The 14,767-nt window shown below is 57.7% G+C and carries 13 protein-coding genes and 2 pseudogenes; 5 read left to right on the top strand and 10 right to left on the bottom strand.

The annotated features are described in order from the left end of the window. Positions 1-130: 130 nt before the first annotated feature. The 8 genes from C453_RS19045 to C453_RS19005 all read right to left on the bottom strand — a co-directional run bounded on the left by C453_RS19045 (position 131) and on the right by C453_RS19005 (position 9,321). A complete protein-coding gene (locus C453_RS19045) occupies positions 131-448 on the bottom strand; it encodes an RPA12/RPB9/RPC11 RNA polymerase family protein (protein ID WP_008327182.1) in 318 nt (105 codons plus the stop codon). 378 nt (positions 449-826) lie between these two features. After that, a complete protein-coding gene (locus C453_RS19040) occupies positions 827-1,171 on the bottom strand; it encodes a DUF7521 family protein (protein ID WP_008327180.1) in 345 nt (114 codons plus the stop codon). A gap of 1 nt (position 1,172) precedes the next feature. Further along, a complete protein-coding gene (locus C453_RS19035; protein ID WP_008327179.1) occupies positions 1,173-1,532 on the bottom strand; it encodes an ArsR/SmtB family transcription factor in 360 nt (119 codons plus the stop codon). Between the two features lie 101 nt (positions 1,533-1,633). Next, positions 1,634-2,947 (bottom strand): hypothetical protein, encoded by a 1,314-nt coding sequence (locus C453_RS19030; RefSeq protein WP_008327178.1) that lies wholly within the window; start codon positions 2,945-2,947, stop codon positions 1,634-1,636. A 125-nt stretch (positions 2,948-3,072) separates the two neighbouring features. Further along, a complete protein-coding gene (locus tag C453_RS19025; protein WP_008327176.1) occupies positions 3,073-4,092 on the bottom strand; it encodes an outer membrane protein assembly factor BamB family protein in 1,020 nt (339 codons plus the stop codon). 418 nt (positions 4,093-4,510) lie between these two features. Beyond that, positions 4,511-6,286 carry an ABC transporter permease subunit gene (locus tag C453_RS19020; protein ID WP_008327175.1) on the bottom strand — a complete coding sequence of 592 codons (1,776 nt, stop codon included), beginning with the start codon at positions 6,284-6,286 and terminating at the stop codon, positions 4,511-4,513. Next, positions 6,283-7,194: an ABC transporter ATP-binding protein gene (locus tag C453_RS19015; RefSeq protein ID WP_008327174.1), complete on the bottom strand. Its 912-nt coding sequence runs from the start codon at positions 7,192-7,194 to the stop codon at positions 6,283-6,285. The genes C453_RS19020 and C453_RS19015 overlap by 4 nt, the downstream gene beginning before the upstream one ends. Before the next feature lie 1,248 nt (positions 7,195-8,442). Beyond that, entirely contained in the window at positions 8,443-9,321 is an 879-nt protein-coding gene (locus tag C453_RS19005; protein ID WP_008327172.1) for an N-acyl homoserine lactonase family protein, read from the bottom strand. Between the two features lie 111 nt (positions 9,322-9,432). On the opposite strand from C453_RS19005, the gene C453_RS19000 reads away from it, so the two are divergent. Next, positions 9,433-9,774 (top strand): winged helix-turn-helix transcriptional regulator, encoded by a 342-nt coding sequence (locus C453_RS19000; protein ID WP_008327171.1) that lies wholly within the window; start codon positions 9,433-9,435, stop codon positions 9,772-9,774. A gap of 75 nt (positions 9,775-9,849) precedes the next feature. Here C453_RS19000 and C453_RS18995 read toward each other — a convergent pair whose 3' ends face one another. Both C453_RS18995 and C453_RS18990 read right to left on the bottom strand, forming a co-directional pair. Further along, positions 9,850-10,494 carry a VOC family protein gene (locus C453_RS18995; RefSeq protein WP_008327170.1) on the bottom strand — a complete coding sequence of 215 codons (645 nt, stop codon included), beginning with the start codon at positions 10,492-10,494 and terminating at the stop codon, positions 9,850-9,852. Between the two features lie 215 nt (positions 10,495-10,709). Next, a complete protein-coding gene (locus C453_RS18990; RefSeq protein ID WP_008327169.1) occupies positions 10,710-11,264 on the bottom strand; it encodes a hypothetical protein in 555 nt (184 codons plus the stop codon). Between the two features lie 104 nt (positions 11,265-11,368). On the opposite strand from C453_RS18990, the gene C453_RS18985 reads away from it, so the two are divergent. The 4 genes and pseudogenes from C453_RS18985 to C453_RS20740 form a co-directional block, all read left to right on the top strand. Next, positions 11,369-11,635, top strand: coding sequence for a hypothetical protein (locus tag C453_RS18985; protein WP_008327167.1), 267 nt, complete (start codon positions 11,369-11,371; stop codon positions 11,633-11,635). An 861-nt stretch (positions 11,636-12,496) separates the two neighbouring features. Continuing rightward, positions 12,497-12,991 carry an NUDIX hydrolase gene (locus C453_RS18980; protein ID WP_008327166.1) on the top strand — a complete coding sequence of 165 codons (495 nt, stop codon included), beginning with the start codon at positions 12,497-12,499 and terminating at the stop codon, positions 12,989-12,991. Between the two features lie 670 nt (positions 12,992-13,661). Next, positions 13,662-14,123, top strand: a pseudogene (locus C453_RS18970) (ADP-ribosylglycohydrolase family protein); the annotation flags it as partial. Positions 14,124-14,130: 7 nt separating this feature from the next. Then, positions 14,131-14,404: pseudogene (locus tag C453_RS20740) on the top strand (hypothetical protein); the annotation flags it as partial. Positions 14,405-14,767: the final 363 nt, after the last annotated feature.

Here is a 14,767-nt window from a genome sequence, read left to right as displayed (position 1 = left end):
GTAGAGTTGAGTTCTGGATGCGGCGATCACCAAATAACTAAAATAGTAATTCCAAGGAGAGCCAACTTAACAGAGGTATTCGGTAGCACGTTCTTACGACTTCAGCCCACAGGTGTCCGATCACTTCCTGTCAGGACTCACGCCACTTGTGGCCGCACTCGACGCAGGTGAACAGCCGAACCTCGTAGGACCCGCCCGGCTTTGGCATCATCTCGTAATAGGCTCGGTCGCTGTCGCAGTCGTCTGCCGGACAGGGTTCCTGCATCGTCTCGGTGGAGTCCTGAGTCGCGTCAGCCACGGCGGGTGCCCCGTCGTTCTGCTGTCCATCCTGTGTCGTCATCGCCGCTTCTGCTTGCGAGTCCCGCGGCTCCTCGTTCTCACAGGAGCGACATACCCACGTGTCACCCTCTGTGTGCATTATCGAACCACACTCGTCACAGAATTGCATATGCCGCTGGAATACACGGTTGTCGGATATATGTGTTAATTTCCGATCCGCCGTGGTTCTCGGGCACTTGCCCATGCTGACTGTACTGAATTATCGGAGAGGCAATCGGTGGCGTTTGGTCTTGTTCGATATCTCTCGACTGGCCGTTGCGTGTAGTAGATGGGGCTCAGAACCTCGGGACGAACGTGGATGTCGCTGTCGAAGTCCCCGGAATCATCGCGAGCATACTCCTAAGCAGCCAATTACGGCGATACAGTTGTAATCGAGAGGTGCAAAACGGTCGCACCGCCACCTCTCGTGTCTGACGCCCCGTGACTGAACGAAATCGAGACAGTCTCTCAGGAATGGCCACGGGCCGACTCGACGAGGACAGCTATCTCACCCGTCGAGGCGCTCACTATTGGTTGCGATATGGAGAGAGTATCCAATCAGCGACAGCCCCGCCAGCTGTAGGACACGAGTCAGGAACCGGAGGACGTCCTGAAACGAAAGCGTAACAATGTGGAAGGCGATCAACCCTTGTCCAACGACAGCAAGTGCATAGGTAACACCGAACAGGAGAACCATGCCAGCAGAGAGATACCGCATAGCTGGTTCGTCATTGCGCCGAAGGCCACGGTACGCTTGGTAGCCAATATACATGCCAATAATGGCTGACCCAGTTGCCGCCACGCCCGCAAACAGGTTCAGCAGTGAGCCATCGAGTACTCTGTCGACTATCATCTCAGAACTTCCTCCATAGCCGTGTCAATTCATCTGCAACGTCCACGTCTGTACACTCGACTGTCCACGTCAACTCGCCGTCCCGGACAACGAGCTCGAACCGTTCGAGGGAGGCAACGTAGACCGTGTCGTGGTGGCCATCGCTCCGTGGCCGGGTTTGTTCTTCGAGGAGGCCAGCCTCGACGAGTCGATCAACACGCCGGTAGATAGCCGACGGTGAGACGCCACAGTGGTCGCTCAGCGCGCTGGCCGAGAGTGGATCGGCACTGGTTGCGGCGAGGATATCCCGAACGTGGTCGTCGTCGAGGAGGGAAACGATGTCTGCAAGCTCAGCGTCGTCGGCCACGGACGTATCAGTCATTCGTTGGGCGTTTAAAATGCCGGTCTCTGGCCAGTGTCTGGCTGTCGGACGGGTGTGGTGCGTCACGGCCCTGCGTGGGTGCTTGGGTCGGGACGAAACAGTCATGTCGTATCCTCTAGGTCGATTGCAAACAGCGGGCGGGTTGCACTCTCGGGAGAATATGCAAGCAAAAGTCGCGTCGCTGGTTGCGGTTCACTTGTGGCGTAGGGGTCGGCCGCATCCCAGTCGATGTCGTCGGCGTGGATGACCTCCACGTCTGGTATGGCTTGTCGGTCGATAGTCACTGAGTCACCCGGGCCAAGTTCATCGTGATCGGTTGGCAGTGGGCGTGTCTCCGAGAGTGACCGAAGCTCGCTAGTGTCCGCGATATCTGCTCTGAACTGGAGGTCGGCCGTCGCCACCGACTCACCTGCCTCATGGGTGAACGTCAGCGTCTGGTCGGTAGCATTCCGAGTGACACCCCATGTTATTTGTGGCGGCTGGGTCGTCGGCAGTGGATAGCCTTCTCCTAGCGGAATCCGTCCTTCGGCGACTGCGAGTTGGCCATCGACTCGGAAGTCGGTGGCATCCACCTCTCGTGTGAGAATCGTGCTGTCGATGCTTCGGTCGCGGAGGTCGGCTTCGGGGACTTCCATCTCCTCTGGATACAGGAAGGACATGATGTGGTAGGCAGTATCATCGCCGAAGCGGAACCCTTCGAGTTTCGTCCACTGGCGGTCGCCTTCTGGTGGAATGAACTCGACCATCCTACTTTCACCAATCACCTCGCTGAGTCGCCGGTAGGCGTCGTTTTCCTCGTGGTAGCGTGGGATACGGCCATCACGAGCATCAACTAGCGCCTCGACATTGGGGTGCTCGTGGACACGTTGGCTAGCCCAGACGATTGCTTCGTCGGTCACCAGTGCCTCGCGGTGGACGTCCGACCGGCTGAACCGTTCGTACTCTCTGTAGGTACCGTCGCGGCGGTAGCCGCTTTCGGTGAGAGTGTTCGTGATAGTCGTGGGGTCGAACCCACCAGCGAGGACGGTCCCGAATCTGGTTTCCAGCAAGCGGTTGTAGCCCGTGTACCCGACCCCGAAATAGTCGAGTTCGGTACGGAGGCGTATTTGAGGGACGACAAAACGGACAGGCGCGGGTGACGTGAGTGACTGTGGCCGCCGAAAGCAAAACGGGTACTGCGAGTCGTCGCCCGTATCCACAGCCGTGGGAGCGGGCAGCCACTGTCGATACGTGGGCGGGTCAGCATCGGGCACGTCAACGCGGCCGAAGTGCTGGCGTGACCCCAGTGGTGGTAACGCAGCGGTACAGCCGGCCGACAGCGTGGTGACCCCGGTTGCGAGGAGCCCCGCACAGCGACGGAGCACTGTCCGGCGCGTCTGGAGACCGTTGGAGGGCAGGTCGTCAGTGGGAACCATTGCACTTCCAACTGTGGACGATAGGACTATCAGGTTGTGTGATGCGTCACAGTGAGCCGCAACCCGTCGATGGATTTATATATTTGAGTGCCACCACCTGCGCTCAGGAGTGCATTGCTGCACGGTCATGCTCGTAATCCATACAGCAGTGGCGTAGCGCTCACAAACAGTGCCCCGCGAACGACTGCTGGTGGAGCGACTGCTCTGTACCCCAAGGTCGGCAGGCGACGGACATCAAGTCCAGACTCGTTCGGTGACGCGCTGGCTAGGCCGCCGTCCGGTGCAACGAACAGCACCCGATTCCCAGCGACCACTGGCGACAGGTCGATATTCCCGGATGCAACACCAGGCAGGTCCTCAGACTCCTCTGCCGTGGCTGTCGCTTGGATGGCGCCGGTGTTTGGACTAATTTGATACAGTGTTCCACGTATGTCGGTCGTGTAGAGTGTCTCGTCGAGGACTGTCGGTGAGAAACTCTGTGCCCCGTTGAGCTGTGTCCGCCACTGTTGTGCACCTGTCGTGCCGTCTACGGCAACGAAATCCCCACCTCCAGTCCCGGTGTAGACCGTTCCATTCCAGACAAGTGGGACATCACCAAGGTGCCCGCTCTCAAGCCTCGGATACGTCCATTGGACGGTCCACGAATCGATGTCGACTGCAAACAGTGTGTTTTTCGTTCGTACATAGAGCGTGTCAGGGCTCGCTGCGAGATGTCTCGGTGCTGCAGGCACACTGAGTGTCGTCGGTGCTGCTGCAGGGTGGTCGAATACGATAAGTTGGCTTCCGGTGTTTCGATGGACACCAACAATAATGGCGTCGTCAATGATGAGTGGCGAGGTTCGAATGGTAACCGATTCCGGGAATTGATGAATCGTCTCACGCGTCCCCGTTTCGAGGTCGATACGAGCCACCGCAGTCCGACTCACGGTGTATACCCAGCCATCAGCAAGCGATGGCGGTTTCACCAATTGCTCTCCGTCTGGTACTTCAACCTCCCACGCTTGCTCTCCCGTCAGTGCATCAAGTGCTGTCGTCGAGAACGGTCTCGCTTGGACCACCAACTGTCCGTCGACGAGCGGTTGCGACGGTGGTTGGATGACAGACCCACCGAGACGGGTCGACCACGCCATTTCGGGCTCGGACATCTGGGGACCTGTTCCAGACCGGGCACGGTCGCCGTGGTGTGTTGTCCACGAACTGCCGACGGTTTCGATTGTGCTCTGTTGGCTCCGGTCAGGAGTGTTGTCCGGGGTTGAGGACGACTCTGGTGACAGGCTACAGCCTGCGAGACTAGCGGCTACACTAACGAGGAGGGCTCGTCTATACATCCATTTGACATTTTAATGCCACAGAGTGATAAGGCACACGGAGGTCGTTATCTTGTCTCTGTTCCGCCTAGAGTTCGAATTTAGGTCACTTCGAGAATGTAGATTCGTCTGAATCACACATCTTGCATACTTGAGGTACTGAAATGTCGTCGGAAGGAGGGAGACAGTTTTCGACTGTCGAATACACCTGCGGGCGTCATCTTAGTACATGACGACTGCTTCTTCACGAATCGCTTCAGAGGTCGGCCTTCATGAACCGCACCCGCCCGAGGTAAAGCGCCGTTGCGCTCACAAGCACAACAATGCCGACACTGTAGAGGAGGACTCCGGGCGGAACGGAACTGCCACCGCCGCTCGGAAGGAGCGCATGCTCGATAGTGTCGAGAGCAACGAACGGGCTGAGGTGGTTAAGCACAAGCGGGAGAGAGAGGCTTGCAGAGCGTTCGGCAACGATAGCCGCTGAGTCTCCCGCGATGGTAGCCTCAATCGCTGGGGTGACGAGTGACTTCCAAACTTGGCTGAATAGCACGAGTATTCCGAGTGTTCCAGCAATCGCGCGGTAGGTGGACCGCGTTATTGCGGACATGCTGAGAGTCAGACACGTGATCACGACGACACCGGCCACGGCGACCAGCGTCCACGCGGTGAACGCGACGAAACGCACTTCGCCAAGTCGGAAGACGAAGATAAGCTTCGCGAGTATCGAACACGCGAGCATCATCCCAACCCCGAGTACTATCCTGGAGCTGGCTTTCCCGAGCAGCAGCTCGTCTCTAGTGAGTGGCTTGCCGAGGAGGGTTCGGAGCTGCCCGGACTGTCGCTCTGCAGCGACCGCTCGGTGGCCGATAAGAGCACCAAACAGGAGCGCAGTGGTGGTGAGTCTGTCAGAGACAAACGTTACTTGTGCGACGACCGGGGTGATGCTGCTGGGTTCAGTTGTCGTCCACACCGTTGAAGCGGTAAACACGAACAGCACCAGGGTACCGGTGAGGACAGGCCCGTCTCCAATGGCGTGGCGAACGTCCCTCGACGCGACGAGGTAGATTCGTGACAGCGGTCCCTTCCCCGTTCGGTCGCCGTCAGAGATGTCGGCCAGGCTATGGAGGACACTGCCCCCGCCACCGGGGAGTCGGCGTCGGAGCCGCGTTGCAAGGGTAATCGCATCCGGGTCGACTGTCAGGTCTTTCCGGCAGAACCGAGTCAGCGAACGTCGCAGTGGAAGCGTTGCGAACCCGAGGAAGGAAGCAAGTGCGAACGCGAGCAGTGACACCGGAAGAAGCGATTGGCCGGTTGTCATGGCTGCGACCGACGACTGGAGGAGCCGCCAGCAGGCGGTGAGCGGGTTTAGCAGTGTGAGGAACTGATGCCACCATGGCGCCTGTGCGAGTGTGTCGTTCGATAGCGCCCCGGACGAACCGGCGAGTGCCTGGGAAGCGAACGGCTCGACGACCGATACCCAGACGCCGAACTTCGGACTCAAGAGGAGATAGACTCCGAAGAGTGCGACGAGAGCCGTGTACCGCGACGAGACACGGGCAGAGAGTGCAACTGCAACGGCCGTCCAACTCATCGCGTACGTGAGTATCCACCCACCCATCACCCAGAACGGGACGACGTGCAGTGTACCGTACACGTCGAACACGATGTACTGTGTTACGAGCAACACCGCCACAACGGGGACGGCAGTCAGGGATATCCTCGAGATTGCGTTCCCGAGAAAGACATCGCGGCGTGTCAGTGGGAGTCCGAACAGTGTTCGAAGCCTCCCTTGTATTCGGTCTCCGACGATTGCGTTGTATCCGATTGCGACTGAGACTGGAACTGTGTACGTCACCAAATCGTATGCGGCCCGACTGAGGAACGTCTCGATTGGTGGTGGTGCCCCGGACGGCGGTCTCACACTGGGCAGGTAGACAACAGCGAGCAGGAGTACGGCACCCCAGACGACCTTGTTCTGAACCATCTGACGGAGGTCGCGCCGCACGATGGCACGAATTGCGGTCGCACTCATCTCTCCGCTTCGGCCGTCCGGAGGAACGCCTGTTCGAGTGACGGCCCTCGGCTGTGGAGGTCGGCGATAGCCACGCCCGATTCATCGAGCTGGCGAACGACTGCCGACTTGTCCGCTGGTGATCTGCAGGTAAGGTGCAGCATGCCGTCGTCTACTGTCGCCTGTGCGACACGGTCCGAGTCGGAGACCTGTTCTGCGAGGCCTTTTGGTGGGTCTTCGACCGACAGTTTCATCTGCGGAACAGTATCCATTCGCCGCCGAAATTCGTGTACGTCGTCGGTGAGGAGGAGTCGGCCGCCGTGCATGATACCGACCCGGTCGCAAATCAACTCAACTTGGTCCATGATGTGACTGGAGAAGAACACTGTCGCTCCCCGGGCGCGCTCCTCGCGTATCGTCTTACGGAAGACGCGAGCACCTGCCGGATCCAGCCCACCGAGTGGCTCGTCGAGAATCAGTAATTCCGGCTGCCCGACCAGTGCAGTCGCGAGTCTGAGACGTTGTCGCATCCCCTTCGAGAAGCCTCCAATAGGTCGGTCTGCTGCGTCTGCGATTCCAACCCGGTCCAGCAGTTCGTCGATGTCATCGTCAGCACCATTCATTCGAACGGCAAATTGGAGATGGTCTCGTGGCGTATCTCGTGGATAGAGGCCACCAGCCTCGGGCAGTGCACCGACCCGTTTTCGGACTTCGAGCGGGTTCTCCTCGGGGTCGTATCCGAGTATCGAAAGCGACCCCGAGCTACGCCGAACCAGATCAAGGAAGATATTGATGGTCGTCGATTTCCCGGCTCCATTCGGTCCGAGAAACCCGAACGACTCGCCGCGCTCGACACGGAGGGTGAGACTGTCGAGTGCGGTGATGTCTCCGTACCGTTTCGTTACGGACTTTGCTTCAATAACGGGCACGAAAGGGCGTAGATAATGACAGTTGAAAAACATTCATCTCTGGGACTGATCGGTTCTCGTTTGGTTACAAAGAGAACCCGAATGGGGTGACTCACGCTACTTACTCCCGATAGTGAGACACATCTTAGGGGAAATCGCAGGCGGACATGCGCTTTAACTATCTCCCATCCCTCAGGATGCGAAGGACATCACGCCACAGCAATTTTCCCAAGCCGTCCAGTTAGATACCCCACTCCTCCAAAGAGCACAGCATAGAGAAGCGCAAAGAGAATTGTGAGTCCAACAGCCAGATTCGCGACTCGCTGTGCGAGTGGCAGGTAAGTGAGCCCAAGTTGCCACGCGGCGTGAAATCCAAAGGCGACGCCAAACGCAAGCAGGAGACTGGTGACGACGCCGTCGTTCGTATATGAATTCCAACACGCCACGATGAACGCACCAATCGCAACTGGGAGTGGGACAAACACAACTCCNCTGGTGACGACGCCGTCGTTCGTATATGAATTCCAACACGCCACGATGAACGCACCAATCGCAACTGGGAGTGGGACAAACACAACTCCGCCAAGTGTGTGCTCGAACCCTGTTGAATACGCGACCGCAGTGAGCCCAGAAAGCAGTGGAATGAGTCCAACACGGCGTTTTGCCGTGCAACGGCTTTGTCCGAGGAGAGACACCATCGATATGACTGATGTAATTATCAATCCATTAATATTTTTGCCCGGACAGAACCTAGAATTGCCGTGTCGTATCTCTGCCCGGTCGTGGAGCTACCGACTCACCGGTCACGCCATGTCCCTCTTTCACTGCTGGCACCCCGTCTCACTGGGTTACTCACCCCGTTCAGACGTCTAGGTGTTGTGATCGCCCCGGTTCGTCTGAATTACTGTGTACACGGGTCTATGCGGTTAACACGTTCGGGCCCCTTTGTGCACCCCCCGTCTCTGGGGGCTTCCCCGCTCTCGCTCGCCGACCGTGCTAGGCCGGGTCGGAATGGTACAGCTGGCCTTTCGGTTGGTTGCAGCAGGCCTCAGGTGTGGCGGTCGCAAAGTGTTCTGGGTGATAGCTGATTTCTTGTGGGGTGACGCCACGAGCACCGTCCACTTATGAGCGACCACGGGCTGTGTCTATTCGCATCCCGGACATCCCGTCACGCTCGAATGATACTGCGGCTTTTGAGTCCACAATCCGCTCTGCGAGGTTGGGGTGTCTCCAGAAACCAAGACGCCGTTTGCTCACGCTCCGAATACTTCACTGCGATGTGACCCGCCCCGGCTGTACGTTCGGGTCGTGGTTCGGGAGTACCGCGACACAGTCCGAGCGGTCCGCCACGGAACGGACCCACTCAAGGGAGGTTCGTGCTGCTTCTCGGTCGGTTGTCAGACCCGGAATGCTCCCGTCTTGGAGTGACTGCCTTCCGTAGATGACGTCACTTGTCAGGAGAACCCAGCCCTCGACTGTCCGTGCCAGAATCGCAATCTGTCCCTCGTCGTGGCCCGGTGTCCAGACCAACTGCACTGCCCCGTCACCGAAAAGGTCGTGTGAGCGGCCGAACGGACCGAGACCACTCTCCTCGAACCCAAATGGTGAAAACTCGATTCCATCCCACATGTTGCCGGCGAGGAACCGATTCTGCGAAAACCGGCCCGTTGCATCAGCTAATGCTCGCTCGCTCACGAGAATTTCCGGCGCATCTCGAACCAGGTCGAGTCCGCTGACGTGGTCTGAGTGCATGTGTGTGATGACGACAGACGCGAGGTCTGCCGGTGTGAGTCCCCTGTCGGCCAACTGTTCGGTCACTGCTGCGCCGTCGGGAAGGCGGGCGTCGAACATCGACGAGAGGACCCGGCCGAGATGACCGCGTTCGTCCGTTCGAACATCGGTATGCCAGCCAGTGTCGACCAGTACTGGCCCTTCCGGGTGCGAAATCAAGTACGCCGACACCGGCACCCAGACTCGATTCGAGTCCGACCGAAACCAGCCGGTTTCCGGGGCCGGATGCCAGGTCTGTTCCTCGTATGCGAGTGCGCGGTCGATGGCTACTGCTCCAGTGTGCAGGACGTCGACAGTCACGGTCGTCTGTTCGGGTTCAATGCTGGGAACTGCTGCCGCCTCTGTGGTCATCTCCATACGCTTTCATACGAGCCGACGTGTCATAAAATAGTCAGTACAGATACATGTAGCCACTACAGATACCAGTAGCGTAAGCACAATTATACGGTTCGAACACGTAAAAGTGTCATGGCACACGAACATCCGAAGTACGATCCGGCGGAGCGTGTCGCCCAGGATGCCGAGTTGGCCGAGTTGTTCGATATACTCGGTCGGCCACACACGACAGCGATCGTTCGTCGCTTTGCCTGTGAAGCTGGCCCGTGGCGCTACTCAGAGCTACAGGAGACACTCGACATCTCTCCGACGACGCTCTCGAAACGGCTGGCTGCACTCACTGAGGCCGGCATCATCGAACGTGAGTCGTACGACGAGATACCACCGCGGGTTGAGTACTCGACTACGGAAAAGGGCGAAGCGCTTGGCCCGGCGTTCGATGAACTGTTGGTCTGGGTCGACAGCTACGACTGAACGGCAGTCGAGCCAGCGGCTCTTCGTACTTTCACAGCAACGGTGAGACAGACATCAGTGACGGACAAACTATGATTAGTAGCGTATCGTCAATGGCTCTGTGGGGTAAAGCTCGAGCGTCTCTCCTTGTATTTCCTCATCGAACACGAGAGTCATGTGATGATTCTCTGCGTTTTCGAAACGGATTCGCCGGTCTATGGTTCGGAGCGCGTCAGAGGGTGGATTACTTGCTGGAGTATGGACGATCACTTCGGTCAGTTTTCGGATTCCAGCATCGTGGCTGGGGGGGTTGTCCGGTGGTTGTCCCCACGGCAGAAAGAACAGAAACGGTTCCCTGAGATTCGCGGCGTTGTCAGCGACTTTGATGTCGAGGTCAGCCGGTAGGTACGGTGGTTCGTAGTCCCACGTCGTGAAGGGTGGTGTCCCGCTGGTCTGTGGTGTTGGCCGGAAGCAAAGTCCGAACGGTGAGCCACCAGTATCACGTCGACGCCATCGCTCAAGTAAGTACGTTGGTTGGACCAGGTCACTCCCAGCCTCGTCGATATCGTGGACCCAGAGGAATTCGAACATAGCGTTCTCGAAGAAGAACCGACGGTTTGTCGTCCCTTGGCCAGGATGAACACGGGAGGCTCCTTCAGAGATCCCTTCGTCCACGAACTTGTCAGCCACAGGAGCGCCCGGAGCGGTCATGATGAAGATGTGGTCGATTTCGACTGACATGGCTATGAGCTCTCAGATGGTGCGGTGGTGTACTGAACCTCGCTTGGAACATAAACGTCTCGACGCGCTGCACTGACTTCTTCCTCTGTCTGTGCCACGCACTTATTGTCAGAGAATAAGAATTTCAACAGATCCCTATCTCCAGTCGAAGTGGTGACGTTTCCCGTCAGTGGGAATACGTTTGTCACTGTCGACCGAAAGGCGCGTGACTCAAACTACTCGCTCACACTATCCACGCTCAGCAACTCGTCGATGGCGATAACGTCACGGTCGGTGTCGACGGTAGCCGAGACGCGATTCCCCGGCGCCACCTGCCCGAGTTGCTCGAGCGTGGTCCGGTAGCCGTAGCTGTTCCCCTTTGGAACCTCGTTGTGTGAGTCGTCGTTGTACAGGGTCAGGACGATCACACCGTACGGGTCGTCGTACCCATCCCGAATACGTTCGGTGGTCTCGGAGTCGAGTCCCATCCTCCCGTCACCGGAGAGGTCGACGACGGCCGTGTCGTAGGCTACTGTACGTAGCCCCAGCTCGGTCGGGGCGGAGTCGACGACGGACGAGTTGGTGGGAGTGGTTTCGGCCACCTTCCGGTTCGTGCCGTCACGGATGCCGCGGATGAGTGTTGACTCTACTCCGCCGACGATTTGATAGGGCGTGTCACGAGCCACGAGTTCCGAACAGCCGGCGACCGACACGGTACCGAGAGCGGCCAGAACGCCACGCCGCGTGGCGGATAGGTGGGAGTTGTTCGTCACAGAGAGACAGAACGTCATACTCGATACCACTGTCCAGGGGTGAGTACAAAGTGATGGCGGAGGCACAAAGACCGGTTTGTCCGTCCAGCACCATTTTGTGGCTCTAGTGGGAATCTGCTTGTATGAGTGATACGGAGTCCGCTGTCGCTGTCTCCAGCGTTGCCGACGACCCCTACGTCGCCGGTGCGCTGTTCGGGGTAGTTCTCGGCATACTCGAGCGATTCTTCGTTCACTTCGAACTGATGACGCTCGCTGTCGGTCTCCTCGTCGTCGGTGTCGTTCTCGCGGGGTTCGGTGATCGCTCGTCAGTCGATGTCGGCCGGGCACTGACCGCCGTCGGTGCAGCGAGTTTTGTCACTCTCCAAGCACTCAGCCTGGTCTTCGAGTGATTGTCGTTGGGGTACCGTCGGACGGCGAGACGTCGAATACACATTCTTCTCACGGTCTGGCTTCACTGATGGGCTCGTGAGTAGTGCAGCAGCATGTGATACATCTCTTCAACCTACCGGACGTTATGGCGCTATTCGAACATGGATCGTAATCGGTTGCTGTTCGTTTTGTGGGTCTCCCCGTTGGGAGAACCATATTTCAACCAGACAAAAATATTCCAAACTAGTTTCACTCTGTCGCATGAAGCGGAAGACCCTCCTAAACGCATCAATAGGCACACTCATACTGGTCACTACACCGAGCTTCCCCAGTGTTTCTCTGTTGGCAGGAGGGATGGCCGGGTACTTAGAGTCAAAGACACCTCGAGTAGGAGCTCGTATTGGAACGATTGCAGGCGCAGTAGCACTAGCCGTGGTACTAATCTCCTCGATGCTTCGTGAAATTCTTGCGGCGTTTGACCACGGGATCGCGCATTATCTCTGGGTCGGTCTCGGTAGTCCAGCCACCAATGGCATATTGTCCTTCATTGTCTGGCCGTTATTGGGCGGTGCGATTGGGGCTTACATTCGGTCAGAGACCGCCTCTAATTAGGTGGGCTGTAGCGTAGGTTCGACCAATTTTCGTTGCTCAGTAGAACTCCTGTACTCAGCGGTACTTTTCAGTCTGTTTCAGCAATAGTGCCGTGACCGACTCGCGCTCTGTATGCAGTACGACCGTAGAAACCGCATCAAGTGCTGTCAGGGGCGGCCTGACACACAGGATGCAGTCAGCAGGTGGCTACTGTTGATTTCAAATTAATTGGTACGGCCGGAAAGACGAACCAACAGCAATACAGCCAGACCTCAAGTACGCCTGGAGACATGTCTGAAATCCAGGTGACGGTTCTTGGAATTGTTCGTCGTGGAGACGAGTATCTCGTCCAGCATCTTACGGATCCATCGGCAGAAACATTCTACCGGCCGATTGGCGGTGGCGTACAGTTTAACGAGCCGAGTGACAAAACGCTCGAACGAGAATTCGACGAAGAACTCGGGATTTCGATTCGTGCCGGCCCAGTAGTCGGGACGATTGAGAACCGGTTCACCTGGAACGACGAGTTGGCTCACGAGATTGTCATCTTTCGAGAGGCATCGTTCGTTGACGACGCTCTCTACGAGCGCTCCACTTTCGACGGCATTGACGCGGGTGGTACAATCGAGTACGAGGCCACCTGGGAGACGATCGAAGATCTCGTGGCAGGTCCCAAACCGCTCTATCCCCAGGGTCTACCTCGTCTGTTACGCATCGGTGACGGCGAGGGACACGGTCACCTCGACAGTCCTACGCAGAAGTCCGCACGTGGTCTGCCATTGTGACCTCTGCAACCCCAACATCGCCACGGCGACACGCACGGGCTTCAGGTCCGGTCTTGCATTTAGAGCGAGCATCCCAGAGTGCTAGCGAGGTGGTAGGCGTGGTGCAAAACACGCGCGCTATCTGCAGCACGACCACAGGAACCGCACCACGTGCTGTCAGAAGTAGGTAACACAGACTGCGGGGGCATGTCGCAAGCACGTACGAGAAGTCAACTCGCCTTCTCGGGCCGCTCTTGACGGACGCAAGATCGTTGGAATAAAACCTCCATTGGGGTAATTTCGGATGATGCCCTCCAACTCAGATGCAGTACTTCGATCCATTCGACGCTGGCTACTGGTCGCCGTATTCCTGCTCGGAATCGGCATAATCGTGCTCGCCGACATTGCATACACTGTCTCGGGATACGGCGATGGACCCATCTCGGCAGCTGTCGGAGTCACAGGTGGCTTGATCGCACTCATTGCAGGCGCGAACGCTCTCAGGACACTTTCAGCCGAGTAGTGACATACTCGCGCGCTGTCTGCAGCACGGCCACAGGAACCGCACCGAACGCTGTCGAGAAAGGCGTGCAACAGACAGCGGGTGACTCTGCCATGCAACTCGAGGGCCGAGTTGCATTTCTCGCTCTTCTATCGTGGGTCAAACGCATAGTAGCCAAGCGTCGATATGCTGTGCATCGCACGCAGTGTGGCGGAACACGGCGAGTTCCGACCAGAGGACGTCGTCGACAGGTTCGTTGAGTGGTACGACAGCGGGCCGTTCGATATTGGACGCATGACGGTCCGCGCCCTAAGCCGACTCACACACGGTGCTGCTTGGGACGATGCTGGCCACCACGTATGAGATCACAGCCCAGAGGGGCAGAATGCAGGGAACGGAAGTGTGATGCGATGTGCACCGCTCGCGATTCTGTACGCGACGGATTGGGACACGCTCGTTGACGTAAGCCAGCGGTCCTCACAGATTACGCACGCTGACCCGCGTGCACGTGGGTGTGATGTATTGAACCTCACAATCGCCGGGGTGCTCGACGATGTCGACACACCACTGGCAGACGCACTGGACTACGCCGCCGGTGACTGTTTCACTCACTACAAACGGCGCTTCACGACGCGCTTACCGCGACAACGCTGGACGATACCTAGACGCAGTGACAGCGGCCCGACTCGACATTCGGTGGTTCACGACTGGGATTTCTCAGTTCACTACGTCGAAGAACATGAGGACGGTGGACGCTGGGAGTGTCGCTGGGATCGGCACCCGAACACACACAACACGGGTGCATTTCCATGAGCCACCGTCTGCCATCGAAATCACTGACCTCGAACTTCCGCCGCTCCATCCACTCGACGTATACGCCACCTCTCAGGGCGATCGAACACCGCATCGAGACACTGTGGTCGTCACAGTGACCTCACGACGAGGAGGGACATGAGTTCATGGACGAACGTCGGTTGTGGAGGTCACTCACTTGCTCTGGATTGAGCAGTTGCCTTGATTGCGTACTCTGGAATGCTATTCCATCCCTATGCTCCGACGATACGACGGTGTTAAATGTTCCAAGGTATTTCGAAAGAATGCACAAGACAACAACGCGATTCCAGGGCGTTTCAACACGTCCTGACTCACGGGCTGAGTCCGAATCGAGTTCAAAGAGTTTATACTCTCGAACCGTTTCGACTCAAGTCCGAAGGAAATGAGGATTCCGCCCCTGCGGTACGCCGCAAGACGGTATCTGATGTTAGCCCTAGTAGTTCGGTGACATCCGAACGGAT

Origin of the sequence: Haloferax elongans ATCC BAA-1513, from assembly GCF_000336755.1 — an archaeon.
GTDB lineage: Archaea > Halobacteriota > Halobacteria > Halobacteriales > Haloferacaceae > Haloferax > Haloferax elongans.
This window is presented reverse-complemented; position numbering and strand designations above follow the sequence as displayed.